This window comes from Pseudomonas anguilliseptica (assembly GCF_021375795.1).
Lineage (GTDB): Bacteria > Pseudomonadota > Gammaproteobacteria > Pseudomonadales > Pseudomonadaceae > Aquipseudomonas > Aquipseudomonas anguilliseptica_A.
Genome location: NZ_JAEIOI010000001.1, coordinates 1477219 through 1502862, shown reverse-complemented (window position 1 = coordinate 1502862; position 25644 = coordinate 1477219). Strand labels below are relative to the sequence as shown.

At 59.5% G+C, this 25644-nt stretch carries 27 protein-coding genes; 8 read left to right on the top strand and 19 right to left on the bottom strand.

The genetic code is table 11. The features are described from left to right. Nucleotides 1-44 precede the first annotated feature (44 nt). The 3 genes from IOD17_RS06940 to IOD17_RS06930 are packed head-to-tail and all read right to left on the bottom strand — an operon-like array spanning nt 45 to nt 3245. On the bottom strand, nt 45-1289 hold the full coding sequence (locus IOD17_RS06940) for a lipoprotein-releasing ABC transporter permease subunit (protein ID WP_233684329.1): 1245 nt from the start codon (nt 1287-1289) through the stop codon (nt 45-47). Next, nucleotides 1289-1972 carry a lipoprotein-releasing ABC transporter ATP-binding protein LolD gene (gene lolD, locus IOD17_RS06935; RefSeq protein WP_178124367.1) on the bottom strand — a complete coding sequence of 228 codons (684 nt, stop codon included), beginning with the start codon at nt 1970-1972 and terminating at the stop codon, nt 1289-1291. Before lolD ends, IOD17_RS06940 begins: the two co-directional genes overlap by 1 nt. A gap of 22 nt (nt 1973-1994) precedes the next feature. Beyond that, entirely contained in the window at nt 1995-3245 is a 1251-nt protein-coding gene (locus IOD17_RS06930) for a lipoprotein-releasing ABC transporter permease subunit (RefSeq protein ID WP_233684328.1), read from the bottom strand. Between the two features lie 92 nt (nt 3246-3337). On the opposite strand from IOD17_RS06930, the gene IOD17_RS06925 reads away from it, so the two are divergent. From IOD17_RS06925 to IOD17_RS06915, 3 genes are read left to right on the top strand one after another with little or no spacing between them, the layout of a single operon-like run. Next, complete coding sequence (locus tag IOD17_RS06925) at nt 3338-3919, top strand: PilZ domain-containing protein (protein WP_233684327.1); 582 nt, start codon at nt 3338-3340, stop codon at nt 3917-3919. A gap of 13 nt (nt 3920-3932) precedes the next feature. Next, nucleotides 3933-4235, top strand: coding sequence for a phosphodiesterase (locus IOD17_RS06920; protein ID WP_233684326.1), 303 nt, complete (start codon nt 3933-3935; stop codon nt 4233-4235). Next, the gene (locus tag IOD17_RS06915; RefSeq protein ID WP_233684325.1) at nt 4232-4948 is read left to right on the top strand and encodes a glycerophosphodiester phosphodiesterase; all 717 of its coding nucleotides are present in this window, start codon (nt 4232-4234) and stop codon (nt 4946-4948) included. The genes IOD17_RS06920 and IOD17_RS06915 overlap by 4 nt, the downstream gene beginning before the upstream one ends. 152 nt (nt 4949-5100) lie before the next feature. On the opposite strand, the gene sthA is transcribed toward IOD17_RS06915, so the two are convergent. The 9 genes from sthA to IOD17_RS06870 form a co-directional block, all read right to left on the bottom strand. Beyond that, the gene (gene sthA, locus IOD17_RS06910; protein WP_233684324.1) at nt 5101-6495 is read right to left on the bottom strand and encodes a Si-specific NAD(P)(+) transhydrogenase; all 1395 of its coding nucleotides are present in this window, start codon (nt 6493-6495) and stop codon (nt 5101-5103) included. A gap of 121 nt (nt 6496-6616) precedes the next feature. Further along, entirely contained in the window at nt 6617-6844 is a 228-nt protein-coding gene (nqrM, locus tag IOD17_RS06905; RefSeq protein ID WP_233684323.1) for a (Na+)-NQR maturation NqrM, read from the bottom strand. Beyond that, nucleotides 6841-7866, bottom strand: coding sequence for an FAD:protein FMN transferase (locus IOD17_RS06900; RefSeq protein ID WP_233684322.1), 1026 nt, complete (start codon nt 7864-7866; stop codon nt 6841-6843). Before IOD17_RS06900 ends, nqrM begins: the two co-directional genes overlap by 4 nt. 2 nt (nt 7867-7868) lie before the next feature. After that, on the bottom strand, nt 7869-9095 hold the full coding sequence (nqrF, locus tag IOD17_RS06895; protein ID WP_233684321.1) for an NADH:ubiquinone reductase (Na(+)-transporting) subunit F: 1227 nt from the start codon (nt 9093-9095) through the stop codon (nt 7869-7871). A 14-nt stretch (nt 9096-9109) separates the two neighbouring features. Further along, nucleotides 9110-9718, bottom strand: coding sequence for an NADH:ubiquinone reductase (Na(+)-transporting) subunit E (nqrE, locus tag IOD17_RS06890; protein ID WP_233684320.1), 609 nt, complete (start codon nt 9716-9718; stop codon nt 9110-9112). Beyond that, nucleotides 9718-10392: an NADH:ubiquinone reductase (Na(+)-transporting) subunit D gene (locus IOD17_RS06885; protein ID WP_233684319.1), complete on the bottom strand. Its 675-nt coding sequence runs from the start codon at nt 10390-10392 to the stop codon at nt 9718-9720. Before IOD17_RS06885 ends, nqrE begins: the two co-directional genes overlap by 1 nt. Then, nucleotides 10389-11177 carry a Na(+)-translocating NADH-quinone reductase subunit C gene (locus IOD17_RS06880; RefSeq protein ID WP_233684318.1) on the bottom strand — a complete coding sequence of 263 codons (789 nt, stop codon included), beginning with the start codon at nt 11175-11177 and terminating at the stop codon, nt 10389-10391. Before IOD17_RS06880 ends, IOD17_RS06885 begins: the two co-directional genes overlap by 4 nt. Continuing rightward, nucleotides 11170-12381 carry an NADH:ubiquinone reductase (Na(+)-transporting) subunit B gene (locus tag IOD17_RS06875; RefSeq protein ID WP_233684317.1) on the bottom strand — a complete coding sequence of 404 codons (1212 nt, stop codon included), beginning with the start codon at nt 12379-12381 and terminating at the stop codon, nt 11170-11172. Before IOD17_RS06875 ends, IOD17_RS06880 begins: the two co-directional genes overlap by 8 nt. Before the next feature lie 3 nt (nt 12382-12384). Next, on the bottom strand, nt 12385-13722 hold the full coding sequence (locus IOD17_RS06870) for a Na(+)-translocating NADH-quinone reductase subunit A (protein WP_233684316.1): 1338 nt from the start codon (nt 13720-13722) through the stop codon (nt 12385-12387). 270 nt (nt 13723-13992) lie between these two features. Between IOD17_RS06870 and IOD17_RS06865 the strand changes: the two genes are divergently transcribed. Then, nucleotides 13993-14553: a chalcone isomerase family protein gene (locus IOD17_RS06865; RefSeq protein ID WP_233684315.1), complete on the top strand. Its 561-nt coding sequence runs from the start codon at nt 13993-13995 to the stop codon at nt 14551-14553. Between the two features lie 63 nt (nt 14554-14616). Here IOD17_RS06865 and IOD17_RS06860 read toward each other — a convergent pair whose 3' ends face one another. Continuing rightward, nucleotides 14617-16083: a glyceraldehyde-3-phosphate dehydrogenase gene (locus IOD17_RS06860; RefSeq protein ID WP_233684314.1), complete on the bottom strand. Its 1467-nt coding sequence runs from the start codon at nt 16081-16083 to the stop codon at nt 14617-14619. 137 nt (nt 16084-16220) lie between these two features. On the opposite strand from IOD17_RS06860, the gene mfd reads away from it, so the two are divergent. Further along, nucleotides 16221-19676, top strand: coding sequence for a transcription-repair coupling factor (gene mfd / locus IOD17_RS06855; protein ID WP_233684539.1), 3456 nt, complete (start codon nt 16221-16223; stop codon nt 19674-19676). A 3-nt stretch (nt 19677-19679) separates the two neighbouring features. After that, nucleotides 19680-20219, top strand: a complete 540-nt coding sequence (locus tag IOD17_RS06850) for a CsiV family protein (protein WP_233684313.1) — start codon at nt 19680-19682, stop codon at nt 20217-20219. 58 nt (nt 20220-20277) lie between these two features. On the opposite strand, the gene IOD17_RS06845 is transcribed toward IOD17_RS06850, so the two are convergent. From IOD17_RS06845 to IOD17_RS06830, 4 genes are read right to left on the bottom strand one after another with little or no spacing between them, the layout of a single operon-like run. Further along, nucleotides 20278-21015 carry an S-methyl-5'-thioinosine phosphorylase gene (locus tag IOD17_RS06845; RefSeq protein WP_233684312.1) on the bottom strand — a complete coding sequence of 246 codons (738 nt, stop codon included), beginning with the start codon at nt 21013-21015 and terminating at the stop codon, nt 20278-20280. A 10-nt stretch (nt 21016-21025) separates the two neighbouring features. Beyond that, nucleotides 21026-22024, bottom strand: coding sequence for a beta-N-acetylhexosaminidase (gene nagZ, locus IOD17_RS06840; RefSeq protein WP_233684538.1), 999 nt, complete (start codon nt 22022-22024; stop codon nt 21026-21028). A 21-nt stretch (nt 22025-22045) separates the two neighbouring features. Continuing rightward, entirely contained in the window at nt 22046-22570 is a 525-nt protein-coding gene (locus IOD17_RS06835; RefSeq protein ID WP_233684311.1) for a L,D-transpeptidase, read from the bottom strand. Between the two features lie 47 nt (nt 22571-22617). After that, nucleotides 22618-23325 carry a TetR/AcrR family transcriptional regulator gene (locus IOD17_RS06830; protein ID WP_233684310.1) on the bottom strand — a complete coding sequence of 236 codons (708 nt, stop codon included), beginning with the start codon at nt 23323-23325 and terminating at the stop codon, nt 22618-22620. A 272-nt stretch (nt 23326-23597) separates the two neighbouring features. Here IOD17_RS06830 and lexA point away from each other — a divergent pair, with 272 nt between their 5' ends. Then, nucleotides 23598-24209 carry a transcriptional repressor LexA gene (gene lexA / locus IOD17_RS06825; RefSeq protein WP_233684309.1) on the top strand — a complete coding sequence of 204 codons (612 nt, stop codon included), beginning with the start codon at nt 23598-23600 and terminating at the stop codon, nt 24207-24209. 10 nt (nt 24210-24219) lie between these two features. Next, nucleotides 24220-24693: an SOS-induced cell division inhibitor SulA gene (sulA, locus tag IOD17_RS06820; RefSeq protein ID WP_233684308.1), complete on the top strand. Its 474-nt coding sequence runs from the start codon at nt 24220-24222 to the stop codon at nt 24691-24693. Nucleotides 24694-24805: 112 nt separating this feature from the next. On the opposite strand, the gene IOD17_RS06815 is transcribed toward sulA, so the two are convergent. Continuing rightward, complete coding sequence (locus IOD17_RS06815) at nt 24806-25039, bottom strand: hypothetical protein (RefSeq protein ID WP_090248059.1); 234 nt, start codon at nt 25037-25039, stop codon at nt 24806-24808. Between the two features lie 78 nt (nt 25040-25117). Further along, nucleotides 25118-25636 carry a DUF6586 family protein gene (locus IOD17_RS06810; RefSeq protein ID WP_233684307.1) on the bottom strand — a complete coding sequence of 173 codons (519 nt, stop codon included), beginning with the start codon at nt 25634-25636 and terminating at the stop codon, nt 25118-25120. Nucleotides 25637-25644 lie beyond the last annotated feature (8 nt).

Genomic DNA, 25644 nt, shown 5'->3' with positions numbered 1-25644 from the left:
AAAGCCGTTACTGAGTAACGGCTTTTTGTTTCTGCCAACGTAGCTTATTCGTAACGCAGCGCCTCAGCAGGTTGAATGCGTGATGCTCGCCAGGATGGATAAACGGTAGCCAGAAAGCTCAGGGTAAAGGCCGCACCACAAATCAGCAGTACATCGGATAACAGCAACTCCGATGGCAGGTTACTGATGAAGTAGACGTCCGAACTCATCACCTGCTGCCCACTCAGACGCTCGATCCAGCCTACCAACTGGCTGACGTTGAGCGCCGCCAGAATACCCAGCACCGCACCAATCAACGTACCAATGGCGCCGATCACGGTGCCCTGCACCATAAAGATGCCCATGATCTGCCCTGGCGTAGCCCCCAGGGTACGCAAGATGGCGATATCTGCGCCTTTGTCCGCCACCACCATGATCAACGTGGCAATGATATTGAACGCAGCCACCGCTACGATCAGCAGCAGCAACAAACCAATCATGGTCTTTTCCATTTTCATCGCGCTGAACAGGCTGCCCTGGGTCAGGGTCCAGTCACTGGCGTTGTAACCGGCGCCCAACTCGCTGACGATCTGCGCAGCCACTTGCGGGGCCTGGTAAAGGTCTTTCAGCTTCAGACGCACGCTCTGCACCTGACCGGGCTGCATGCGCTGGATATGCGCGGCATCGGCGACGTGAATCAGCGCCAGCGAACTGTCCAGCTCGGCGCCAACCTTGAAGATGCCGACCACATTAAGGCGCTGCATACGAGGGCTGATACCACCCGGCACACTGCTCAGCTCCGGCACGATCAACGCCAGCTTATCGCCCACTCGAAGCTGAAAGCGCCGCGCGGTGATCTCGCCCAGCACCACGCCAAACTCGCCCTCACGCAAATCGCTCAGTCGGCCTTGCTGCATATGCTTGTCGATAATCGACACCTGCGGCTCCAGCGCCGGGTCGATGCCATGCAACTGCACCGGCTGCATCGCCCCACGCATCGAAAGCATGCCTTCCAGTTCGGCAAACGGCACCGCTGCAAGCACCTGCGGATGCTTCTTCGCGGCGGCCGCGACCTGCTGCCAATCATCCAGCGGCTGACTGCCAGCAATGCTGGCGTGCGGCACCATACCGAGAATGCGCGTGCTCATTTCCTTCTGGAAGCCGTTCATCACCGACAACACCACGATCATCACCAGCACACCGAGCGCCAGGCCGATCATCGAGGTCATCGAAATAAACGAGATGAAGTGGTTGCGCCGCTTGGCCCCGGTGTAGCGGATACCGATAAAGATACTCAGCGGGCGAAACATCAGGCAGCCACCAGCTTGCCGTCTTCCAGGCGCAGGATGCGGTCCATCTGCTGGGCCAGGGCCATGTCGTGGGTCACCACCAGAAAGGCGGTTTGCGACGAGCTGCTCAGCTCCTTCATCAGGTCTTGAATGCCCTGCGCGGTGTGATGATCGAGGTTGCCGGTGGGTTCATCGAGCAGCACCAGGCCCGGCTGATTGACCAGCGCACGGGCAATCGCCACCCGCTGGCGCTCACCACCGGAGAGTTCGGCCGGTTTGTGCGCCAGACGATGACCAAGGCCGACTCGCTCCAACAGTGCGGTGGCACGCTGGCGCGCTTCGCTGATCGGCGTGCGGCCAATCAGCAGCGGCATGCACACGTTTTCCAGCGCGGTAAATTCCGGAAGCAGGTGGTGGAACTGGTAAACGAAACCCAGGGCGCGGTTACGCAGCAGGCCGCGTTGCTTTTCATTCAGCGCCGACAACTCCTCACCCGCCAGCCAGACGCTGCCGGTGCTCGGTGTATCCAGACCGCCGAGCATATTCAGCAAGGTGCTCTTGCCCGAGCCGGAGCTGCCGACAATCGCCACGCGCTCACCAGGGTGCAGCTCCAGCTGCAGATCCTGCAGCACCACTACCGATTGCGGGCCTTCGTCATAGCTTTTACCGAGGTTGCGACAACTCAACACTGCACGATCTTGCATAACCGAATCACTCATAACCTGATCATTCATAACGCAGAGCCTCCGCAGGCTGGGTACGCGCTGCGCGCCAGGCCGGATACAGGGTGGCGAAGAAACTTAGGATCAATGCCGCACCGCAGACCAGCAGCACGTCTGCCAGCATCAGCTGCGAGGGCAGGTAATCAATGAAGTACACATCGGCATTGAGAAACTTGATCCCCAACAGCCCTTCCAACGCGGCAATCGCGCTGCTGATATTCAAGGCGGCCAGACAACCCAGCACAGCACCAATCGCCGTGCCAAACACGCCAATCACCGTGCCCTGTACCATAAAGATCGCCATGATCTGCCGCGGCGTCGCCCCCAAGGTGCGCAGAATGGCGATATCACCCTTCTTGTCAGTAACCACCATGACCAAGGTGGAGATGATGTTGAACGCAGCGACTGCAACGATCAGCAGCAACAGCAAGCCAATCATCGCCTTCTCCATGCGAATCGCTTGGTAGAGGTTGCCATGGGTGCGGGTCCAGTCGCGGGCGTAGTAGTCGCCCTCACCCAACGTCTGCGCCAGCGCCCAGGCAGTGCGAGGAGCTTCAAACAGATCAGCAAATTTCAGGCGAATGCCCTGGACCTGATCAGCCTGCCAGCGCTGCAAGCGTGCCAGGTCCTGCACATGGGTCAGAGCCAGATGGCCGTCGATCTCGCCCGCGCCGACATGGAATATGCCCACCACGGTAAAGCGCTTGAGCCGTGGGAACATGCCGGCTGGAGTAACAGTGACTTCCGGGGCGACGAAGGTGACCTTATCCCCCAGACCGACGCCGAGCTTAGTGGCGGCCTTATCGCCCAGCACCATGCCGAACTCGCCGGATTGCAGGTCTTCCAGACGGCCCTGCTCGAAGAAATTGCCGATGATCGAAACCTTGGACTCTTCCAGCGGATCGACCGCATTGATCAGCACTTTCTGCACTTTACCATCGTTGGTCAGCAGGCCCTGCATCTGGCTGAACGGCGCAACAGCCAGCACCTGCGGATTGCTTTGCGCCCGTTCGGCCAGGCTGCGCCAGTCCTTGATCGGCGTGGCGCTTTCCACCGTGGCGTGCGGCACCATGCCGAGCACGCGGGTGCGCATCTCATGGTCGAAGCCATTCATCACAGAGAGCACCAGGATCATCACCAGCACACCCAGTGCCAGCCCGATCATCGATGTCAGGGAGATAAAGGATACAAAGTGGTTGCGACGTTTGGCCCGCGTGTAGCGCGTACCAATAAATACGAACAGAGGTCTGAACATGTCGGGGCTGATTCGAGGGAAAAAGAAACGTCCTTGTGGGGGCTTGGCGAGCAGCCTTACACTCTGACCACTACTGCTGCCATGGGTTCGCCATGCCGACTCAAGATGAAGATGACCGCCGCGAATATTATCGTATCGACGATACGATCGCACTGGAATTCACCCAGCTATCCGGGGCTGAAGCCCTGGCCAGTGATGCGCTTCACGACAGCTCGCCGCTGTTCAACCTGCTCAGCGATCTGCACCTGATGGACTTTGAGTCGCAGCATTTGCTGCGGCACATCAGCGAACGCGATCGCACCCTGGCCAACTACCTCAAGGTGATCAACAAACGCATCGACCTGCTCGGCCAGGCCGTAGCGCAGAGCCTGCTGCGCGACATCGGTGCGCCACGCAAGGTCAGCCTGTCCGAGGGCGGCGTCAGTTTCAACAACAGCCAGCCGGTGGCCGCCGGCGCGCACCTGGCGGTAAAGATGGTGCTGATGCCGCAAGCACTAGGCCTGCTGCTGCGGGCCAAGGTGGTGCACTGCCGCCCACTACCGTCGCAACAATTTGAAATCGGTGCGGAATTCGAAGTCCTGAGCGATGCCCAACGTCAGCTGCTCGCCCGGCATATCCTGCAGCGCCAAGCTCTGGAGCGTCGCCAGGCCCGCGAGCAACCTCTGCAACCCTGATAGCGAGCCACCAATGTCACGCCTGCTTCCGCTCCTTGCCCTGATCCTGCCCGTCAGCGTCTATGCCGAGACCCTGCAAATCCCCATCGGCCAGCAAGGTGCTGGCGGCCTGCAACTGCCTCAGCTTGGTGAATCTCAGCGCGCCGTGCTGGAACGCTTCGGCCTGGCCGACGAGGAGCACCCCAGCGTTGGTAACCCACCGATCACCCGTTGGGACTACCGCGAGTTCAGCGTCTATTTCGAGCACAAACACGTGATCAACAGCGTGCGCCACCATCAGCCCGGCGCCGCCCTGCCAGACAAGGAGCAACAGTGACTGTCATCTATGGACACCGCGGTGCCAAAGGCGAAGCACCGGAAAACACCCTGGCCAGCTTTCAGCAATGCATGAAACATGGCGTACGCCGCTGCGAGCTGGACCTGCACCTGTCGCGCGATGGCGAGCTGATGGTGATTCACGACCCGACGCTCAAGCGCACCACCGGCCACCGTGGCAAAGTGGTCGAACACGATGCCGCCGAACTGATCACCTATGACGCACGCAAAGGTGGCCCAGGCGCCGTTACACCCTGCCCGATTCCGCGCCTGGAGGAGCTGTTCCAGCACTGCGATTTCGAGCACTGGCAGCTGGAAGTCAAAAGCGCCTCGAAGGTGCGCTCGGCGCGTATGGTCAAGGCGATTGCCGAACTGGCCGAACGTTACAACCTGACTGACAAGGTCACGGTAACCTCCAGCTCACGCGAAGTGCTCAGCGCCCTGCAACGCCTGACACCGCATCTGCAACGGGGGCTGGTCGCCGAATACGCCTGGCTCGACCCGCTCAAAGTAGCCAAACACTATGGCTGCCACCTGCTGGCGCTGAACTGGACGTTATGCACTCCCGAACGCCTGCTCAAAGCGCAGAAAGCCGGCTTGCATGTCTCGGTGTGGACGGTCAATGAGCCGGCACTGATGCGTCGCCTGGCGGACTTCGGCGTGGATAGCATCATCACTGACTTTCCCGGCTTGGCAGTGGCAACCCTCGCGTAACCTCCGGCACAGCCCAGCCAACAAAAAACCGGCCACGAGGGCCGGTTTTTTCGTTAAGCCTGATCAGAAACTTTCGCGATTAGGCCAACGCCAGTCGCAGGAGTCGCTGAACGGGTTCTCCCCGGCCGGCTCAGGCCACCGGCCGGAGCCGCTCAAAAAAGCCGGTTGAGGCCGTCGAACGCCGCCACCCGATAGGCTTCCGCCATGGTCGGGTAGTTGAAGGTGGTGTTGACGAAGTACTTGATGCTATTGGCCTCGCCCTTCTGGTTCATGATCGCCTGGCCGATATGCACGATCTCCGAGGCCTGGTAACCAAAGCAGTGCACACCCAGCACTTCCAGCGTTTCACGATGGAAGAGCAGCTTGAGCATGCCCACTGGCTCATGGGAAATCTGCGCGCGGGCCATACCCTTGAAGAAGGCCTTGCCCACTTCGTAGGGAATCTTGGCCTGGGTCAGCTCGCGCTCGGTTTTGCCGATCGAGCTGATCTCGGGGATGGTGTAGATACCGGTCGGTACGTCATCAACGAAACGCCAGCTGCCATTATCGACAATGCTGCCCGCCGCCGAACGGCCCTGGTCAGCTGCAGCACTGGCCAGGCTCGGCCAGCCAATCACATCGCCTGCGGCATAGATGTTCGACACCGGGGTGCGGTAGCTCTGGTCGACTTCAATCTGGCCACGGCTGTTGACCTTGATGCCGATGTTCTCCAGCCCCAGCTGGTCGGTATTACCAGTACGGCCGTTGCACCAGAGGAAGGCGTCAGCCTTGATCTTCTTGCCGGATTTGAGGTGCAGGATCACCCCGTTCTCCACCCCTTCAACGCTTTCATACTCTTCGTTATGACGAATCAGCACGTTGTTGTTGCGCAGGTGATAGCTCAACGCATCGGAGATTTCCGCATCCAGGAAGCTCAGCAACTGATCACGGTTGTCGATCAGGTCAACCAGCACACCCAGACCGCTGAAGATCGAGGCGTACTCGGAGCCGATAACCCCGGCACCGTAGATGATGATGCGGCGCGGCGTATGGGTCAGGCTGAGAATGGTGTCACTGTCATAGATCCGCGGATGGCGAAAATCCACATCGGCCGGGCGATACGGGCGCGAACCGGTGGCAATAACGATCTGCTTGGCCACCAGCTTTTCCACCACACCATTGGCGCACACCACTTCAACAGTACGCTCGTCGGCGAAACTGCCCGTACCGAAAAACACATCGATTCGGTTACGCGCGTAGTAGCCGGTGCGCGAACTCACCTGCTTGGCAATCACCCGCTCGGCACTTTTCAGCACATCGGGAAAGGAGAACCAGCGCGGCTCGCCGATCTGGCGGAACATCGGGTTGGTGTTGAACTGCATGATCTGCCGCACCGAATGGCGCAGCGCCTTGGACGGAATGGTGCCCAGGTGGGTGCAGTTGCCGCCGACTTCACGACGGCTGTCGACCACGGCCACCTTGCGCCCGGCCTTGGCGGCGTTCATCGCCGCGCCTTCACCCGCGGGGCCGGAACCCAGCACCACCACGTCGTAGTTGTAGACCGCCATGTTTACTCCTTCAGATCACACCGGAGCACTTGTACCGTGCTCTCGGCAGGGCCAGGCTGCACCTGCAACCTGACAATCAATGCGTTATATACAGCCTAGCTCTTAGGCAACGGCGGAGCGATTAGCGTTTGGTCGCGTCGTACGCCAGGGACTCTGTCTTGGCCTGCGGATCGCTGTTGATTTCTTCGCATTTCTCGCGGCTACCGCCACAGATTGAGCATTCCTTCTCGATGCCCAGGTTGGCGATGCCACCGCAGGAGCCGGCAATCGGCTTGCGCCCCATGATCACACCCACCGCCATCATGCCAACGACCAGCACCATGACCAGAAAAACCACCACGAATGTCATTGCTCTTCTCCTGCGGCAAACAGTTGCTCGAAAGCCTGAGTGCCCTGTGTGACGAAAGCGTCGCCTTCGCGAGTCACGAAAAACGCGGCGATCCCCATGCGCTCTGCAAATGCCAGGCCACGCTCAGTGCCCATCACCATAAGTAATGTAGACAAGCCGTCAGCACGCAGGGTCGATTTATCGGCCACAGTGACGGCCGCCAGGGTGTGGGTGATCGGCGCTGCCGTCAACGGATCAAGGGTGTGCGAATAGCGCCGGCCATTCTCCTCGAAGTAGTTGCGGTAATCGCCAGACGTGGAAATGCCGTAGCCATCCAGTGCCAGAATCCGCTGAGCCACCCGCTCACCTTCCTGCGGAGCCTCCAGGCCGATGCGCCAAGGCTGGCCATCCGGTTTGCGCCCGGCAGCCTTGAGTTCACCGGTCACCTCAACCAGGTAGCTGTTGACCCCCAGCTCAGTCAGACGCTGCGCGATCCGATCCACGGTATAGCCGGCAGCGATGCTGTTGAAGTCGACCTGCAGATCGACCTCCTTACACAGCTGCTGCCCGTCACGCCGTAGATGCTGCATCCCCGTACGGGAACGCGCAGCAGCCAGTTGCTCGGCAGTCGGTACTTTCTCTGCACGCCCCTTGGGGCCAAAGCCCCAGAGGTTGAGCAAGGGTTCCAGGGTCAGATCAAACGCACCCTGACTCTGTTGATTGAGCAGGCGCCCCGCCTCGACCAACTCCAGTACCGGCTCCGGCATGACCTTACAGGTACCTGCAGGTGCCTGGTTGAACTGCTCGATCAGCGAATCATCGCGGTAGGTCGACATCTGCTGATCGACTTCACTGAGAATCGCATCGGTTTCATGTTTGAGCTGGTCAAGGCTTGGGGAGCCTTCACTACGCACGTATTTGATCGAGTAGGTGCTGCCCATGGTCGGGCCGCCGAACTCTTCTACACGCTCTGAAAACCAGCAGCCCGTTAGGGCTGCCAGCAAGCTGGCAGCGATAACGGGCCGTAGTACCGCATTGTTCATGATTAGCCGCCGAAGTCGTCGAGCAGGATGTTCTCCTCCTCCACACCCAGGTCGACCAGCATCTTGATCACAGCGGCGTTCATCATGGGCGGGCCGCACATGTAGAACTCACACTCTTCAGGAGCCGGGTGGTCCTTGAGGTAATTCTCGTACAGCACGTTGTGGATAAACCCCTTGAGGCCGCTCCAGTTATCTTCCGGTTGCGGGTCGGACAGTGCCAGGTGCCACTGGAAGTTCGGATTCTCCGCCTGCAGCTGATCGTACTCTTCGACGTAGAACGCCTCGCGCATGGAGCGTGCGCCGTACCAGAAACTGATCTTGCGCTTGGACTTGAGGCGCTTGAGCTGGTCGAAGATGTGCGAACGCATCGGCGCCATACCCGCACCACCACCGATAAAGATCATCTCGGCATCGGTGTCCTTGGCGAAGAACTCACCAAACGGCCCGTACACGGTGACCTTGTCACCCGGCTTGAGGCTGAACACCCAGGAAGACATCTTGCCCGGCGGCAAGTCATCCTTGCCCGGAGGTGGCGAAGCAATACGGATATTGAACTTCACCAGACCGACTTCTTCCGGGTAGTTGGCCATGGAGTAGGCCCGAATCACGGTCTCCTCGACCTTGGATACGTACTTCCACTGGTTGAACTTGTCCCAGTCGCCACGGTATTCCGGCTGAATGTCGAAGTCCTTGTAGTGCACCTCGTGCGGTGGGCACTCCAACTGCACATAGCCACCGGCACGGAAGTCGACATTCTCGCCTTGCGGCAGTTTCAGCGTCAGCTCCTTGATGAAGGTGGCCACGTTGGGGTTGGACTCAACCGTGCATTCCCACTTCTTCACGCCGAACACTTCTTCCGGCACTTCGATCTTCATATCCTGCTTGACCGGGGTCTGGCAGGACAGGCGCCAGCCAGCCTTGGCCTCGCGACGGGTGAATGCGGCTTCTTCGGTCGGCAGCATTTCGCCACCGCCGCTTTCCACCACACAACGGCACTGCGCGCAGGTACCACCGCCGCCACAGGCCGACGACAGGAAGATGTTGTTGGCGGCCAGGGTCTGCAGCAATTTGCCGCCAGCCGGTACCACAATGGTCTTCTCACCATTGATCTCGATGCTCACGTCACCACTGGAAACCAGCTTGGCGCGCGCAGCAAGAATGATCAGCACCAACGCCAGCACAATGCCGGTGAACATGCCGATTGCGATAAAAATCTCGTTAGTGATCATCTAGGCACCCTTCCTTACAACTGCACGCCAGAGAAGGACATAAAGCCCAGAGACATCAGACCGATGGTGATAAAGGTGATGCCCAGCCCCTGCAGGCCTTCCGGCACATCGCTGTACTTGAGCTTTTCGCGAATCCCCGCCAAAGCAGCAATCGCCAGCGCCCAGGACAGACCGGAACCGAAGCCGTACACGGTACTTTCCGCCAGGTTGTAGTCACGTTCGACCATGAACAGGGTGCCACCCATGATGGCGCAGTTCACGGTGATCAGCGGCAGAAACACGCCCAGAGCGTTGTACAGACTGGGAACGTATTTATCCAAGAGCATCTCGAGGATCTGCACGATCGCTGCGATCACCCCGATGTAGCTGAGCAGTCCAAGGAAGCTCAGGTCCACTTCCGGCAAACCCGCCCAGGCCAGCGCACCATCTTTCAACAGGTAGGTGTAGATCAGGTTATTCGCAGGCACGGTGATGACTTGCACCACAATGACAGCGATACCCAGGCCAATCGCCGTTTCAACCTTCTTCGAGATGGCAATAAAGGTGCACATGCCGAGGAAGAACGCCAGGGCCATGTTCTCAACGAACACCGCCTTGGCCAGCAAGCTGAGGTAATGCTCCATTAGTAGGCCTCCTTATTCGATACCTGAGGCGCCATTTTGAAGCTCGGCTTCTCCACTTGGTCTTTCTTCCAGGCCCGCAAGGCCCAGATGAACAGCCCGATCAGGAAGAACGCCGAAGGGGGCAGCAGCAACAAGCCGTTAGGCTGATACCAGCCACCGTCGTTGATCACTGGAATGATCTCGTAGCCCATCAATTTGCCCGCACCGAACAGCTCGCGCACGATACCCAGCACGATCAGCATGGCGCTGTAGCCTAGGCCGTTACCAATGCCATCGAAGAACGACAGCACAGGCGGGTTCTGCATGGCAAAGGCCTCGGCACGGCCCATCACGATGCAGTTGGTGATGATCAGGCCAACAAACACCGAGAGCTGCTTGGACAGGCTAAAGGCAAAGGCCTTGAGCACCTGATCGACCACGATCACCAGCGACGCGATGATCACCATCTGCACGATCATACGGATCGAGCTGGGGATCTGGCTGCGAATCATCGAAATGAACAGGTTGGAGAAGCCGGTTACCAGAGTCAGGGCAATCGACATAACCAGCGCGGTTTTCAGGTTCGAGGTCACCGCCAGAGCGGAGCAGATACCGAGAATCTGCAGACCGATGGGGTTGTTGTTGAAAATCGGGTTGAGCAGAACGTCTTTGATAGTCGGCTGCGACATGATCAAGCCTCCCCTTTTTGCAGATTGGCGAGGAACTGGGCGAAGCCGTTCTCCCCTAGCCAGAAGTGCAGCAAGTTATTCACACCATTGCTGGTCAGGGTTGCGCCCGCCAGACCATCGACCTGGTGAGTCGCCTGTGCGCTCTGCGCATCGACGTTACCCTTGATGATCTGGATGGCCAGCTCGCCCTTGTCGTCAAACAGGGTCTTGCCCAGCCACAGGCTCTTCCACTTCGGATTATCCACCTCACCACCCAGACCCGGGGTCTCGGCATGCTGGTAGAAGCCGAAGCCTGCCACGGTGTTCAGGTCCCCTTGCAGCGCCATAAAGCCATGCAGGGTCGACCACAGGCCGTAACCACGTACGGGCAGAATCACGGTCTGCAACTGGCCGTCCTGCTCTACCAGATAGACGGTGGTGAAACGCTCACGCCGCTTGATCGAAGCAATATCCTCAGCACTGCCCAGGGCCTCGGAAAGCTTCGGGTCTTTGGAGGCTTTCAACGGATCGAAGGTCAATGGATCCTGAGCATCGCTGAAGGTGCCAGTGTCCAGATCGACCACACGGGCACTGATCCGCTCGGCAAACAATGCCTTGACCTGCGCAGCACTCATGCCCGCCTCACCCAGCCCGGCAATGGCCAGAATGCTGCGCTGTTTATCCAGCTGACGGTTTTCCACCTGCGTCGGTTTCAGTGCCACGGCGGCGCCGGCGACGAAAATCGAACACACCAGGCAGACCAACAGGGCCACCACCAAGGTACGGACGGTGGATTCTTTTTGACTAGACATTGCGTGCCAGCCTCCGCTTGATATTGGCTTGAACGACGAAGTGGTCGATCAGCGGTGCGAACAGGTTGGCGAACAGGATCGCCAGCATCATGCCCTCCGGGAAGGCCGGGTTGATCACGCGGATCATCACCACCATCACCCCGATCAGGGCACCAAAGATCCACTTGCCGGTATTGGTCATGGATGACGACACAGGGTCGGTGGCCATGAACAGCATGCCAAAGGCGAAACCACCGACCACCAGGTGCCAATACCAGGGCATGGCGAACATGGGGTTGGTGTTGGAACCCAGCACATTGAGCAGCAGGCTGAAGCCAATCATGCCCAGCATCACCCCGCCGACAATCCGCCAGGAGGCAATCTTGGTGATCAGCAACACACCGCCACCGATGAGGATCGCCAGGGTGCTGGTTTCGCCCATGGAACCGTGAATGGTGCCAACAAAGGCATCCATCCAGGTGATGCCATTGTTCACCACGTTCTCGATGCCACCAGCTGCGGCCAGGCTCAACGAAGTGGCGCCGGCAAAGCCGTCCACCGCAGTCCATACCGCATCACCGGACATCTGCGCCGGGTAGGCGAAGAACAAGAAGGCGCGACCGGTCAGGGCTGGGTTGAGGAAGTTCTTGCCAGTACCGCCGAAGACTTCTTTACCGATTACCACGCCGAAGCTGATACCCAGGGCAACCTGCCACAGCGGAATGCTCGGCGGCAGGATCAGGGCAAACAACACGGAGGTGACGAAGAAGCCTTCGTTGACTTCATGCTTGCGGATCGAGGCAAACAGCACCTCCCAGAAACCGCCGACGATGAAGGTCACCGCGTAGACCGGCAGGAAGTAGGCCGCGCCCTGAATAAAGTTGTCCCACAGGCTATTGGGGTCAAACCCGGCCAGTGAACCGATCAGCGCAAAGCGCCAGCCTTCCTGGGCAGCCAGCAACTCCGGGCTGTTGGCGAAAATCAGGTTGGCCTGATAACCGGTATTCCACATGCCAAAGAACATGGCCGGGAAGGTGCACAGCCACACGGTGATCATCATGCGCTTGAGGTCGATGCCGTCACGCACGTGCGCCGTGGTCTTGGTGACACTGCCGGGGCGATAGAAGAAGGTGTCAACAGCCTCATACAAGGCATACCACTTCTCGTATTTGCCGCCTTTTTCGAAGTTGTGCTCGATCTTGTCGAGAAATGCACGGATACCCATGACTTAACCTTCCTTCTCGATACGGGCGAGGTTGTCGCGCAGAATCGGGCCGTATTCATACTTACCGGCACACACGTAGGTGCACAGCGCCAGATCTTCTTCGTCGAGTTCCAGGCAGCCGAGTTTCTGGGCCATCTCGGTGTCGCCGACGATCAGGTAGCGCAGCAATTGCGTCGGCAGAATATCCAGCGGCATCACCGCTTCGTAATTGCCAACCGGAACCATCGCGCGCGGGCTGCCGTTGGTGGTGGTGGAGAAGGCAAACTTCTTCGCCGCCAGCAGTTTCGAAACGAAGATGTTCATCACCGAATGCTTGTTCACCCCGGCACGCAGGTAGTGCAGCATCTCGCGGTCATTGCCTTCAGCCAGGCAGGACACCTGCAGGTGATAACGACCGAGGAAGGCAAATGCGCCTTGGGCCGTACGGCCACCCAGCACCGAACCGGAAATAACCCGGCTAGTCCCGGAGTGCAGCTCACCGGCCGTCAGCTCACTCAGGTTGGCGCCCAGGCGGGTGCGCAACAGGCGCGGCGTCTCAACTACGGGACCGGCCAGCGCAACCACGCGCTCGGTCCATAACTGCCCGGTAGTAAAGAGTTTGCCAATGGCGATCACGTCCTGATAGTTCAGTGACCACACGCTCTTGTTGGCACTCACAGGGTCCAGGAAGTGAATATGCGTACCGGCTAGACCGGCTGGGTGCGGACCAGCAAAAGCATGTGTCTGCACCTGGCTCAGTTGCTCGCCTGGCAGGTTGCTACCAGCAGCCTTGCACAGAAAGACCTTCGCCAGATTGCCTAGCACCTGCAAGCCATGTTCAAAATCAGCGGCATACTCGGCAATCACCACCGCCGGATCGGCGGCCAGCGGATGAGTATCCATGGCGGTGACGAAAATCGAGCTAGGCTGGGCATCAGCCGCCGGTACCTTGCTGAACGGGCGTGCTCGCAGAGCCGTCCATAAGCCGGACTGCTGCAGAACCTCGCGCACTTTCGCCGCGCCGACGTTCGCCAGCTGCGTGGCAGCAAAGGCTTCAAAAGTGATTTGCTCATCACCTTCGACATCAATCACCACCGATTGCAGTACGCGCTTTTCACCTCGATGGATGGCGCTGACCACGCCGGCCGCTGGAGCGGTGTACTGGACGCCAGGCGCTTTCTTGTCGGAGAACAGCACCTGACCAAGCTTGACGCGATCACCGACCTGGACCTCCATGGTCGGCTTCATGCCGTGATAATCGAAGCCTATGACGGCGACGCTGCGCACGGGCCTTGCGGCTTCTATACGCTGCACCGGCGCGCCGGTTATGGGCAAATCAAGCCCATGTTTTATTTTGATCATAGGTTTGCCTAACCACTGATTTATAAGCTTTTTTAGAATACGGAAGACATGAGTACAGCAAAGCTGCAACGCAACACCGATGCATGATCAGGTGCTGAGCAAGATGTCAGTCGCGGGAAAAATCTGCCCGATTATAGAGTCCACCTTCCGCCACTGGCCACCCAAGCGCTGGCTTTTAACCTTTTTTACGTAACAGAAGGCAACAGATCGCAGATTGACTGAAACTGATCAACAGGTGAAATAACATCCATTTCCCACTGGAGCTCTGCCATGCGCCTGTTACTGGTGCTCACCACCCTACTGCTGCTCAGCGGCGACCTGCTCGCCAATACCCGCGAACGCCTGCAGGAAGCCAACTTCGCCACCACCCGCGAATTCGCGCAGAACAGCCTGGAACGCAAGAACCAGAGTGTGCTCACCTACCTGTGGGCCGATGTCTACGCGGCAGCTTTCTACGCACCCGCCCAGGCCAGCGCCCGGCAGGCGTTTACCCAACCACTGAACCAGCGCCTGGAGCTGTACTACTTCCGCAATATAGACAGCCAAGACGTGATCAAAGCTGCCTGGGTCACGCTCGAGCGCCAACACGACACCAAGACACTCGAGCGCCTGCGCCCAGGCCTCAATGCCCTGCATGCCACCTTCCGCGACATTCGCCCAGGCGACCGTTACGCTCTGAACTTCAACACCGACAGCGGCCTTACTCTGGAAGTGAACGGCAAGCCCGTCTTCACCAGCCAAGACCAGGAACTGGCCAAGGCCTACCTGGGCATTTGGCTGTCGCCCAACGGCCTGTCCGACAGTCTGCGCACCAGCCTGCTGGCTGACTAGAGCGCTAAATAGCGCGCATAAAAAAACGGGAGCCGAAGCTCCCGTTTTCTATGCACCCTGCGCTTAGCGCGGGAAAGCTGGCGGGTTGACCCCGGCCATGTCTTCCATCACGCGAACCACCTGGCAGCTGTAACCAAACTCGTTGTCGTACCATACGTACAGTACGACACGGTTGTCGTTGCAGATGGTGGCTTCGGCATCGACCACACCAGCGTGACGCGAACCAACGAAGTCAGTGGAAACCACTTCCTGCGACTGGACGAAATCGATCTGCTTCTGCAGGTCCGAGTGCATGGCCATCTGACGCAGGTACTCGTTGATCTCTTCACGGGTGGTGGCTTTCTCAAGGTTGAGGTTGAGAATGGCCATCGACACGTTCGGCGTCGGTACGCGAATGGCGTTGCCGGTCAGCTTGCCTTTCAGCACTGGCAGGGCCTTGGCGGCTGCAGTGGCGGCACCAGTTTCGGTGATTACCATGTTCAGCGGCGCGCTACGACCACGGCGATCGCCCTTGTGGAAGTTGTCGATCAGGTTCTGGTCGTTGGTGTACGAGTGAACGGTTTCGACATGACCGTTGACGATGCCGTACTGGTCATTCACCGCTTTCAGCACCGGCACAATGGCGTTAGTGGTGCAGGAAGCCGCCGAAATGATCTTGTCATCTGCGGTGATTTCGCTGTGGTTGATACCGTGCACGATGTTCTTCAGCGCGCCCTTGCCAGGTGCGGTCAGCACCACGCGATCAACGCCCGGGCAAGCCAGGTGTTGGCCCAGACCGTCGGCATCACGCCATACACCGGTGTTGTCGACCAGCAGCGCGTTCTTGATGCCGTACTGGGTGTAGTCGACTTCGGTCGGGGACTTGGCATAGATCACCTGGATCAGGTTGCCGTTGGCCGTCAGGGTGTTGTTCTCTTCATCGATGGTGATAGTGCCATCGAACTTGCCATGCACCGAGTCGCGACGCAGCAGGCTGGCGCGCTTGACCAGGTCATTGCTCGCACCTTTGCGCACAACGATGGCACGCAGGCGCAGGCCGTCGCCACCACCGGTTTTCTCGATCAGGATGCGCGCCAGCAGACGGCCGATACGACCGAAGCCGTACAGCACCACATCGGTGCCTTCGCGGGCTTCGCCATTCTGCTTGCCCACCACTTCAACCAGTTCATCCTTGACGAACTGCTCGATGCTGCGGTTCTGGCCATCGGTCTTGAACTTGCTGACCATCTTGCCGAGGTCCACGGAGGCGGCGCCCAGCTTGAGTTCGGTCATCGCCTTGAGGACCGGGAAGGTATCGTGCACCGACAATTCGCTGTCACCAACCAGGCGGTGACGGGCGAAGCGGTGGGCCTTGAGAATATCGATCACCGAACGGTTGATCAGACCGCGGCCGTAGATCGAGGTGACCACGTTGTTGTTACGGTAGAGTTGGCCAATCATCGGAATCATCGCTTCCGCAAGGGCTTCTCGATCGATCCACTCACCGAGACACTGGTCGGGCTTCTGAGTCACGGGCAGTACCTTCCACATGTAGGGGCTGAAAAAAGGGGCTACATTATGACGGCGCACGCAAGCATGAGCAATGCACGACTGTCGTAACTGACACCGCATATATTCGCCCGCTACAATCGCCGACCTTGTGTCTTGACCGTGAGCCGCCTGTGTCTGTGCCGACCGCATCCGTACTGCGCCTACCGTCCCTGCCCGCCACCGCCGGAAAACAACACTGGGGCAACCTCCCTGGTGCTGCGCTGAGCCTGGCAATTGCCGAAGCTGCCAGCCATGCCAAGCGCTTTACCCTGCTGCTGACCGCCGACAGCCAGAGTGCCGAGCGCCTGCAAGAGGAGCTGAGCTTTTTCGCTCCGGATTTGCCGGTGTTGCATTTCCCCGACTGGGAAACCCTGCCCTACGACCTGTTTTCGCCGCACCAGGACATCATTTCTCAGCGTATTGCCGCACTTTATCGCCTGCCCGAGCTGAAACACGGCGTACTGGTAGTCCCGATCACCACGGCCCTACATCGCCTGGCACCCAAGCGTTTTCTGCTCGGTAGCAGCCTGGTGCTGCAGGTCGGCCAGCAGCTGGACGTCAACCAGATGCGCGGCAATCTGGAAGCCGCCGGTTACCGCTGCGTCGATACGGTCTATGAACATGGCGAGTTTGCCGTGCGGGGCGCGCTAATCGACCTGTTCCCCATGGGCAGCAGCCAGCCGTACCGCATCGACCTGTTCGATGACGAGATCGAAACCCTGCGCACCTTCGACCCGGAAAGCCAGCGTTCCATCGACAAGGTCGACTCGATCAAGCTGCTACCGGCACGCGAGTTTCCGCTGGAGAAAAAGGCCGTCACCGACTTTCGCGGACGCTTCCGTGAACGCTTCGACGTGGATTTCCGTCGCTGCCCGATCTACCAGGACCTCAGCACCGGCATCACTCCGGCCGGCATCGAGTACTACCTGCCGCTGTTCTTCGAAGAAACCGCCACCCTGTTCGATTACCTGCCCGCTGATACCCAGGTGTTCTCCCTGCCGGGAATCGAGAAGGCCGCCGAACAGTTCTGGGTGGATGCGCGCAGCCGTTACGAAGACCGCCGCGTCGATCCTGAGCGGCCGCTATTGCCGCCGGCGGATATCTTCCTGCCGGTGGAAGACTGCTTTGCCCGCCTGAAAAACTGGCCACGGGTAGTGGCCAGCCAGGATGACATCGAAGAAGGTGTCGGCCGCACCCGCTTCAACGCTCGCGCCCTGCCCGACCTGGCCATCCAGGCCAAGGCCGGTGAGCCTCTGGCCGCCCTGCGTCGGTTTATCGAGGAGTACCCAGGACGGGTATTGTTCTGCGCCGAATCGGCTGGCCGCCGTGAAGTGCTGCTGGAGCTGCTCGCCCGCCTCAAACTCAAGCCGCGCGAAGTCGCCGACTGGCCCGAGTTCACCGCCAGCAAAGAGCGCCTGGGTATTTGCATCGCCCCACTGGATGAAGGCCTGCAACTCGATGAGCTGGCACTGATCGCCGAAAGCCCACTGTTTGGCCAGCGCGTCATGCAACGCCGTCGCCGCGAAAAGTCGCGCGATGGCGGCGACAACGTGATCAAGAACCTCACCGAGCTGCGCGAAGGCGCGCCAGTGGTGCATATTGACCACGGCGTCGGCCGCTACCTGGGCTTGGTGACCATGGAGTTCGATGGCCAGGCCGCCGAATTCCTCGCCCTAATGTACGCCGAGGAAGCCAAGCTCTACGTACCGGTCGCCAGCCTGCACCTGATCGCCCGCTACACCGGCAGCGATGACGCCCTGGCTCCACTGCACCGTCTTGGCTCGGAAACCTGGCAAAAGGCCAAGCGCAAAGCCGCCGAGCAGGTACGCGATGTGGCGGCCGAGCTGCTGGACATCTATGCCCGCCGCGCCGCCCGTGAAGGCTATGCCTTCAAGGACCCACTGGCGGACTACGCCACCTTTAGCGCCGGGTTCCCCTTTGAGGAAACCCCGGACCAGCAGAGCGCCATCGAAGCGGTGCTGGCCGATATGCTCGCGCCCAAGCCGATGGATCGCCTGGTCTGCGGCGACGTTGGTTTCGGAAAAACCGAAGTGGCCATGCGTGCGGCCTTTATTGCCGTGCACAGCGGCCGTCAGGTCGCGGTGCTCGTGCCCACCACTCTGCTCGCTCAACAGCACTACAACAGTTTCCGCGACCGCTTCGCCGACTGGCCGGTAACGGTTGAAGTGATGAGCCGCTTCAAATCGGCCAAAGAGGTCAACGAAGCGGTAGTCAAGCTGGCCGAAGGCAAGATCGACATCGTTATCGGTACCCACAAGCTGCTGCAGGACGATGTACGCTTCAAGGATCTGGGCCTGTGCATCATCGACGAAGAGCATCGCTTCGGCGTGCGCCAGAAGGAACAGCTCAAGGCCCTGCGCAGCGAGGTGGACATCCTCACACTGACCGCCACGCCGATCCCGCGCACACTGAACATGGCGGTGTCGGGCATGCGCGACCTGTCGATCATCGCCACCCCGCCAGCGCGCCGCCTGTCGGTGCGCACCTTCGTCATGGAACAGAACAATCCGACGATCAAGGAAGCCCTGCTGCGCGAACTGCTGCGCGGCGGACAGGTGTATTACCTGCACAACGACGTGAAGACCATCGAGAAGTGTGCCGCCGACCTGGCCGAGCTGGTGCCGGAAGCGCGTATCGGCATCGGCCACGGGCAGATGCGCGAACGCGAGCTGGAACAGGTGATGAGCGACTTCTACCACAAGCGCTTCAACGTGCTGATCGCCTCGACCATCATCGAAACCGGTATCGACGTGCCGAGCGCCAACACCATCATCATCGAGCGCGCCGACAAGTTTGGCCTGGCCCAGCTGCACCAGCTGCGTGGCCGCGTCGGCCGTAGCCATCACCAGGCCTACGCCTACCTGCTGACACCGCCGCGCAAGCAGATGACCGACGACGCACAGAAACGCCTGGAAGCCATCAGCAACGCCCAGGACCTCGGCGCCGGCTTCGTGCTGGCCACCCATGACCTGGAAATCCGCGGTGCTGGTGAGTTGCTCGGTGACGGCCAGAGCGGCCAGATTCAGGCCGTCGGCTTCACCCTCTACATGGAAATGCTCGAGCGCGCGGTGAAATCGATCCGCAAGGGCGAGCAACCTAACCTCGACCAGCCACTGGGCGGCGGACCGGAGATCAACCTGCGCGTGCCAGCGCTGATCCCCGAAGACTACCTGCCGGATGTGCATGCGCGACTGATCCTCTACAAGCGCATCGCCAACGCCGTCGACGAGGACGGCCTGAAAGAGCTGCAGGTGGAAATGATCGACCGGTTTGGCCTGCTGCCCGAGCCGACCAAGAATCTGGTGCGCATCACCCTGCTCAAGCTACAGGCCGAAAAGCTTGGGATCAAGAAGATCGACGCAGGCCCACAGGGCGGACGCCTCGAATTTGCCGCCGACACCTGTGTCGACCCGCTCACCCTGATCAAGCTGATCCAGAGCCAACCGACCCGCTACAAGTTCGAAGGCGCTACGCTGTTCCGCTTCCTGGTGCCCATGGAGCGCCCAGAAGAACGTTTCAACACCCTCGAAGCCCTGCTCGAGCGCTTACTTTCGCAATCTGTAAAGGACTGACCCATGCGCGCACTTCACACCCTGACCCTGCTGCCGCTTCTCCTGCTGGGCCTGCTCAGCAGCACTGCCGCCCTGGCTGACAGCCTGTACCAGGTTGAAGTCATCGTCTTCCGCCAGGCCGCCACGCCAATTTCTGCCGGCCAGCTGCCACCGGATAACTGGGCGCAGAATGCCTTGCCAGTTGATGGCAGCAACAGCCGCAGCCCAGCGCTGAATGCCGAAGCGGGCAAACTCAACCCATCCAGCGGCTATCAAGTGCTCTTGCACCAAGCCTGGTCGCAGAGCCTTGGCGGCGCAAGCAGCAGCGTGGCCATCAGCACCGGCAATGAACAGTTCGGCCACTACCCTGTAGAAGGTCGCATCAGCCTCAAGGAAGGCCGCCTGATCGAGCTGGAGAGCGACATCTGGGTCAACCAGTTCGACGCCAGCGGCATCCTCAGCGACAGCGAACGCATCAAGCAGAGCACCCGTCTGAAAAGCGGCGAATTGACCTTTGTCGACAACGGCAGCCTGGGTCTGCTGATTCGCGTTAGCCCGCTGTAACGCGCAAATAATAAAAAGGGCCGCATCATGCGGCCCTTTTTATTGCAGCGTACTTTTCTCAGCCGGCCAACACACGCGCCAATACAGCCTTGACCGTACCCATGCCCTCCTCCAGCGCGCGCTCGATCTCCGCCATACTGATCAGGGCACGTGACTTGCCCGCTGCCGGGTTCACCACCAGCGCCAGGCAGGCATAAGGCAAGACCAGCTCGCGGGCCAGGGCTGCCTCCGGCATGCCAGTCATCCCGACAATGTCACAACCATCGCGCTCCATACGGGCAATCTCGGCCACGGTCTCCAGCCGCGGCCCCTGGGTACAGCCATAAACGCCATGGCTGCTGAATGCAGCGTGCTCGGCCATCAATGCCTGAGCCAGCTTAGCCCGCAGCCCGGCATCATAGGGATGGCTGAAATCCACATGGGTCACGTGCTCCAGTTCGCCTTCGAAGAAGCTGTGCTCACGGCCATAGGTGTAATCGATGATCTGATGCGGCAGGCAGAAATGCCCAGTACCCATAGCTGCGTGGATACCACCGACAGCGTTGACCGCGATAATCGCCTCGGCCCCAGCCTCACGCAGCGCCCACAGGTTGGCGCGGTAATTGACCTGGTGTGGGGGAATACGGTGTGGATGGCCATGCCGGGCAAGAAACAGCACTTCCCGCCCGGCGTAATCGCCCTTGAGTACGGCAGCTGACGGCGCGCCATACGGTGTATCAATATGCAACGCCGCCTTGATGGTCAGACCATCCAGTTTGGTCAGGCCTGTACCACCGATAATTGCGTGAACCGTCATTGGGCCATCCTCAGTCGATCAGTTGGGCTGCACGCAGGTTGCTCAACGCTGCCAGCCAGCGCGGATGCTGACGGTATTCAATCCCGGGGAATGCTTGTCGACGCATACGTGCCAGCCCATGGGGCGCCTGTACTTTGAGCCGCTGTAGAGCACTCAGGGCCAGCTCGGCCGCCGCCCGGTCATTGCACACCAGGCCCATGTCACAGCCGGCAGCTAGTGCGGCCTCGATACGGCACGCCGCATCACCCACCACGTGAGCGCCGGCCATGCTCAGGTCATCACTGAAAATCACCCCAGTAAAACCCAGCTCGCCACGCAGAATGTCCTGCAACCAACGCCGAGAAAAACCGGCCGGCTGGCTGTCCACTTGCGGATAGATGACATGCGCCGGCATCACAGCAGCCAGCTGCTTACTGAGTTGCGCAAAAGGCTGCAGGTCGACAGTACGGATCTGCTCCAGGCTGCGTTCATCCACTGGAATCGCCACATGGGAATCCGCCTCAGCCCAACCATGACCGGGGAAGTGCTTGCCAGTGGCGGCCATACCGGCCGCATTCATCCCGCAGATAAAGGCACCAGCCAGGCGAGTCGCCAGCTCGGGGTCACCCTCGAAGCTGCGACTACCAACCACCGCACTGCGTTGGTGATCGAGATCCAGCACCGGGGCAAAACTCAAGTCCAGGCCGGCTGCCAGCACTTCGCTGGCCATTACCCAGCCACAATCTTCAGCCAACTGCTCGGCATTGGCATTATCGGCCAGCGCACGCATCGCCGGTAAACGCACGAACCCCTGACGCAAACGCTGCACGCGCCCACCTTCCTGATCCACCGCCAGCAAAAGATCCGGACGCACCGCGCGGATTGCCGCCGACAACTCGCGCACCTGGCGCGGGTCTTCAATATTGCGGGCAAACAGAATCAACCCGGCCACCTGCGGCTGGCGCAGAATCTGCCGATCTTCGGCCGTCAGCCAGGTGCCGGCGATATCCAGCATCAACGAACCTTGCATGGGTACACTCACAAGCAATCCTTAAAATAGAGACGCGGCGGCCCACTCGGGGCAGGCCGCCTCAGTAATCTGTACCGAACATTGAACCGGGACACGCGCAAATAGTTCCAGCAGATCGCTGTTGCGCAGACGCACGCAGCCATGCGACAGCGCAACGCCCATGGGCTCGCAGTCCGGCGTACCGTGCAGATAGATATAACGACGAAAGGTGTCGACAGCGCCCAGACGATTACGCCCAGGTTCACAACCGCTCAACCAGAGAATGCGCGTGAGAATCCAGTCACGTCCGGGAAATTGCGCATGTAATTCCGGCGTCCAGACCTCGCCCGTCCAGCGCCGGCCACGCAATACGGCCCCGCTCGGCAAACCATCACCGATCTTCGCCCGCACCACGTGCAAACCGCGCGGCGTACAGCCGGAGCCATTTTGCTCACCCGCACCCTTGAGGGCCGTGGAGACATCCAGACGCAACTGCAGCTGACCGTTGGCAAAGCCATACAGGCGCTGATCTGCGAGGGAGATATGCAAGAAATCGAGGGTGCGCATGGGCGGCTAGCTTAGCGGATCGCATCCACCAAGCCCACCTGTGACAGTCAAACTTTGCTGGGTGTGATGCTGGTCTTGGTACGCGGCTTGAGCTGCGCACTGGCCAGGGCTTCATCGGTCAAGCCGGTTTCCGAACGCATACCGGCGGCCAGGAACGGCACCATCAAGCGCATGACTTGTTCAATCGAGGTGTTCACACCGAAATCGGTTTCCGACATCGCACGCAGAGCCTTGATCCCGGACATGCTGAACGCTGCCGCACCGAGCATGAAGTGCACACGCCAGAACAGCTCCAGTGGCGGAATACGCGGAGCAGCCTCATGAACAAGCTGCATGTAGCGGCGGAACACCTTGCCGTAGACTTCTTCCAGGTATTTACGCAGGTGGCCCTGACTCTGGCTGAAGGCCAGACCGAGCAGACGCATGAAGATGGAAAGATCGTTACCACTACGCGGCTTCACCGCCAGCGCCTGCTCGACCAGCAGCTCGAGCAACTCCTCCAGACTGACTTTGACCTCAGGCTTGGCCTGACGCCGATCCAGTTCACGCTCCAGACTGACGCAGAATGGCCCGAGAAAGCGCGAGAACACCGCTTGAATCAGAGCCTTCTTTGAACCGAAGTGATAGTTCACCGCAGCCAGATTGACGCCGGCCTTGCTGGTGATCAAGCGCAGAGACGTTTCTGCGAAACCCTTCTCCGCAAAAAGCTGTTCTGCCGCATCGAGAATGCGTTCAACGGTTTCCGACTGGGCCATGACTCTTTTCATCTGAACAAACACTTGTTTGAAACATACGTTTCAGCCGCCCGCCTTGTCAAGCCGGGCAAACCATCTTGTGGCCGGGTGGTCACACGCATCCTGCAAACAGCCGCATCAACTCAAGCTAGACGACCCGCATGCGGCCCGAGTAACAGTGCAGCACGCCAGACTGACGGGAAGCTCATTGAGTAGAGATCAGAACACAAGGATTGCCAATCGCTGATCACTGTATATAATTCCAGTCACTGTACAAAAAAACAGAGCCGACCATGCTAAAACTGACGCCGCGCCAAGCTGAAATTCTCGCCTTCATCAAGCAATGCCTTGAAGACAATGGCTATCCGCCTACCCGGGCTGAAATCGCTTTGGCTCTGGGTTTCAAGTCGCCCAATGCCGCCGAGGAACATCTCAAAGCCCTCGCCCGCAAGGGTGCAATTGAAATGACCCCGGGCGCTTCGCGTGGCATTCGCATCCCCGGCTTCGAGCCCAGTGCAGAAGAAGAGGAAGGCTTGCCGGTTATCGGCAGAGTCGCCGCCGGCGCGCCAATTCTGGCGCAGCAACATGTCGAGGAATCATGCCGGATCAACCCGGAGTTCTTCCATCCCAGAGCCGACTACCTGCTGCGTGTACGCGGCATGAGCATGAAAGACATCGGTATTTTCGACGGTGATCTGCTCGCCGTACACACCACCCGTGAAGCCCGCAACGGCCAGGTCGTGGTGGCGCGCATCGACGACGAAGTCACCGTCAAACGCTTCAAACGCGAAGGCAACAAGGTCTGGCTGATTGCGGAAAACCCAGAGTTCGCGCCGATCGAAGTAAATCTGGAAGAGCAGGATTTGATCATTGAAGGCTTGAGCGTCGGCGTTATCCGCCGCTAGTGGAGGAGTTATGCAGTTCCCGCATTCGCTGAACCGTACACAACTGCCCTTGTTCGACGCCTTCCTGGCTTCGGCAAGTAACCCGTTGCTTGCCGAAGCCGCGGAATTACCTTGGCAGGACGAGACAGAAGCTTTCAGTGAAATATCGCTACGCGGTCCGGCCGGACACTGCCTTAACCTTCTCGCTCCGATTCTGCGTGAACTTAGCGACAACCACGACAAACGCTGGCTAACCCTGATCGCGCCACCCTCAAGCCTTACCCAGGCTTGGCTGCGCGAAGCAGGCCTAAACCGCGAACGCATCCTGCTATTGCACCCACGCGGCGAACAAAGTGCACTGGAGCAGGCACAGCAAGCCCTGACGCTGGGACGCAGTCATACCGTAGTCAGTTGGTTGCACCCACTGGAACGTGAAGCACGGCAGAAGCTTGAGCAAGCAGCTCGTCAAGGCAAGGCGCAAAGCCTGAATATCAGCCTGGGATAATTAGCCTGAGGTCACGCACAAGGAATGTACGGGCCAGACAGTAGAAACCTGATGCAGGGAACAGCTCAGGCAAGCAGAACGAACCAGCTCAGGGCCAGAAAGCACTCTGCGATCAATGCAGAACGCGCGGCCCTTCTTCCTGCTGAAAATTGTTCTCAGCCAAACGCCCAGCCATCTGTACGCCAACATTGAGCATGGCCTTGGCTACTTCAACGTGCTGGCCCTGGAGGAATGCCTTGGCATCGGCAGAAAAATCCAGCACCACCAACGACTCTTCATCCTCGGCACGACGCAGGGCAATGCGCCCGTCGGGCAGCTCGACAATTTCCAGGAATGATGTAGGCATTGGCTTAACTCTCCACGAAAGGTCGACAGTGTAACAGCTGACCCGAACTCACCCTAGTCCGCCGGTCCAATCAGCGGCTTACCACTCGCTCAGGGTTTGCCGAAAACGCTGCGCCAAAGCTTTCAACTGCTGACGCCAGGCCTCAAGCGTCTCGTGCGCCAAGGGCGCAGCTTCTTCGTCCAGACTGACCGCCGTGATCAATGGCGTAGCTGGATCGACCTTGGTCTTTTTGCCAGCTTGTGGCGGCTGAAACAGCTCGGCATAGGCCTTGAGCAGATGAGCCACCCAACTACCGGAAGACTGTGCCAATTCGACTAGCTCACCCAACTCCTGGCTTGGCGCCGCCTGCAACACGTCCTCAGTAAGGAAGCGTTCAGCCTGCGGCGCGGCGCTATCCGGCAAGCGGTAGTAACCAGCAATCTCATGGCACAAGCCCAACAAGGCGCCGTAGAGATGAAACAGAGCGGCTTCACGCTCGGCCTGAATCAAGGCCAGGGCATTCATGCTCTGAGCCTGTTCGGCCTTGCGCCAGGACTCCAGCGCCAGGCCGGCGTAGAAGATTTTCTGATTGGTGCGGGTATAGAGTTCATTGGCCATTGCTGCGC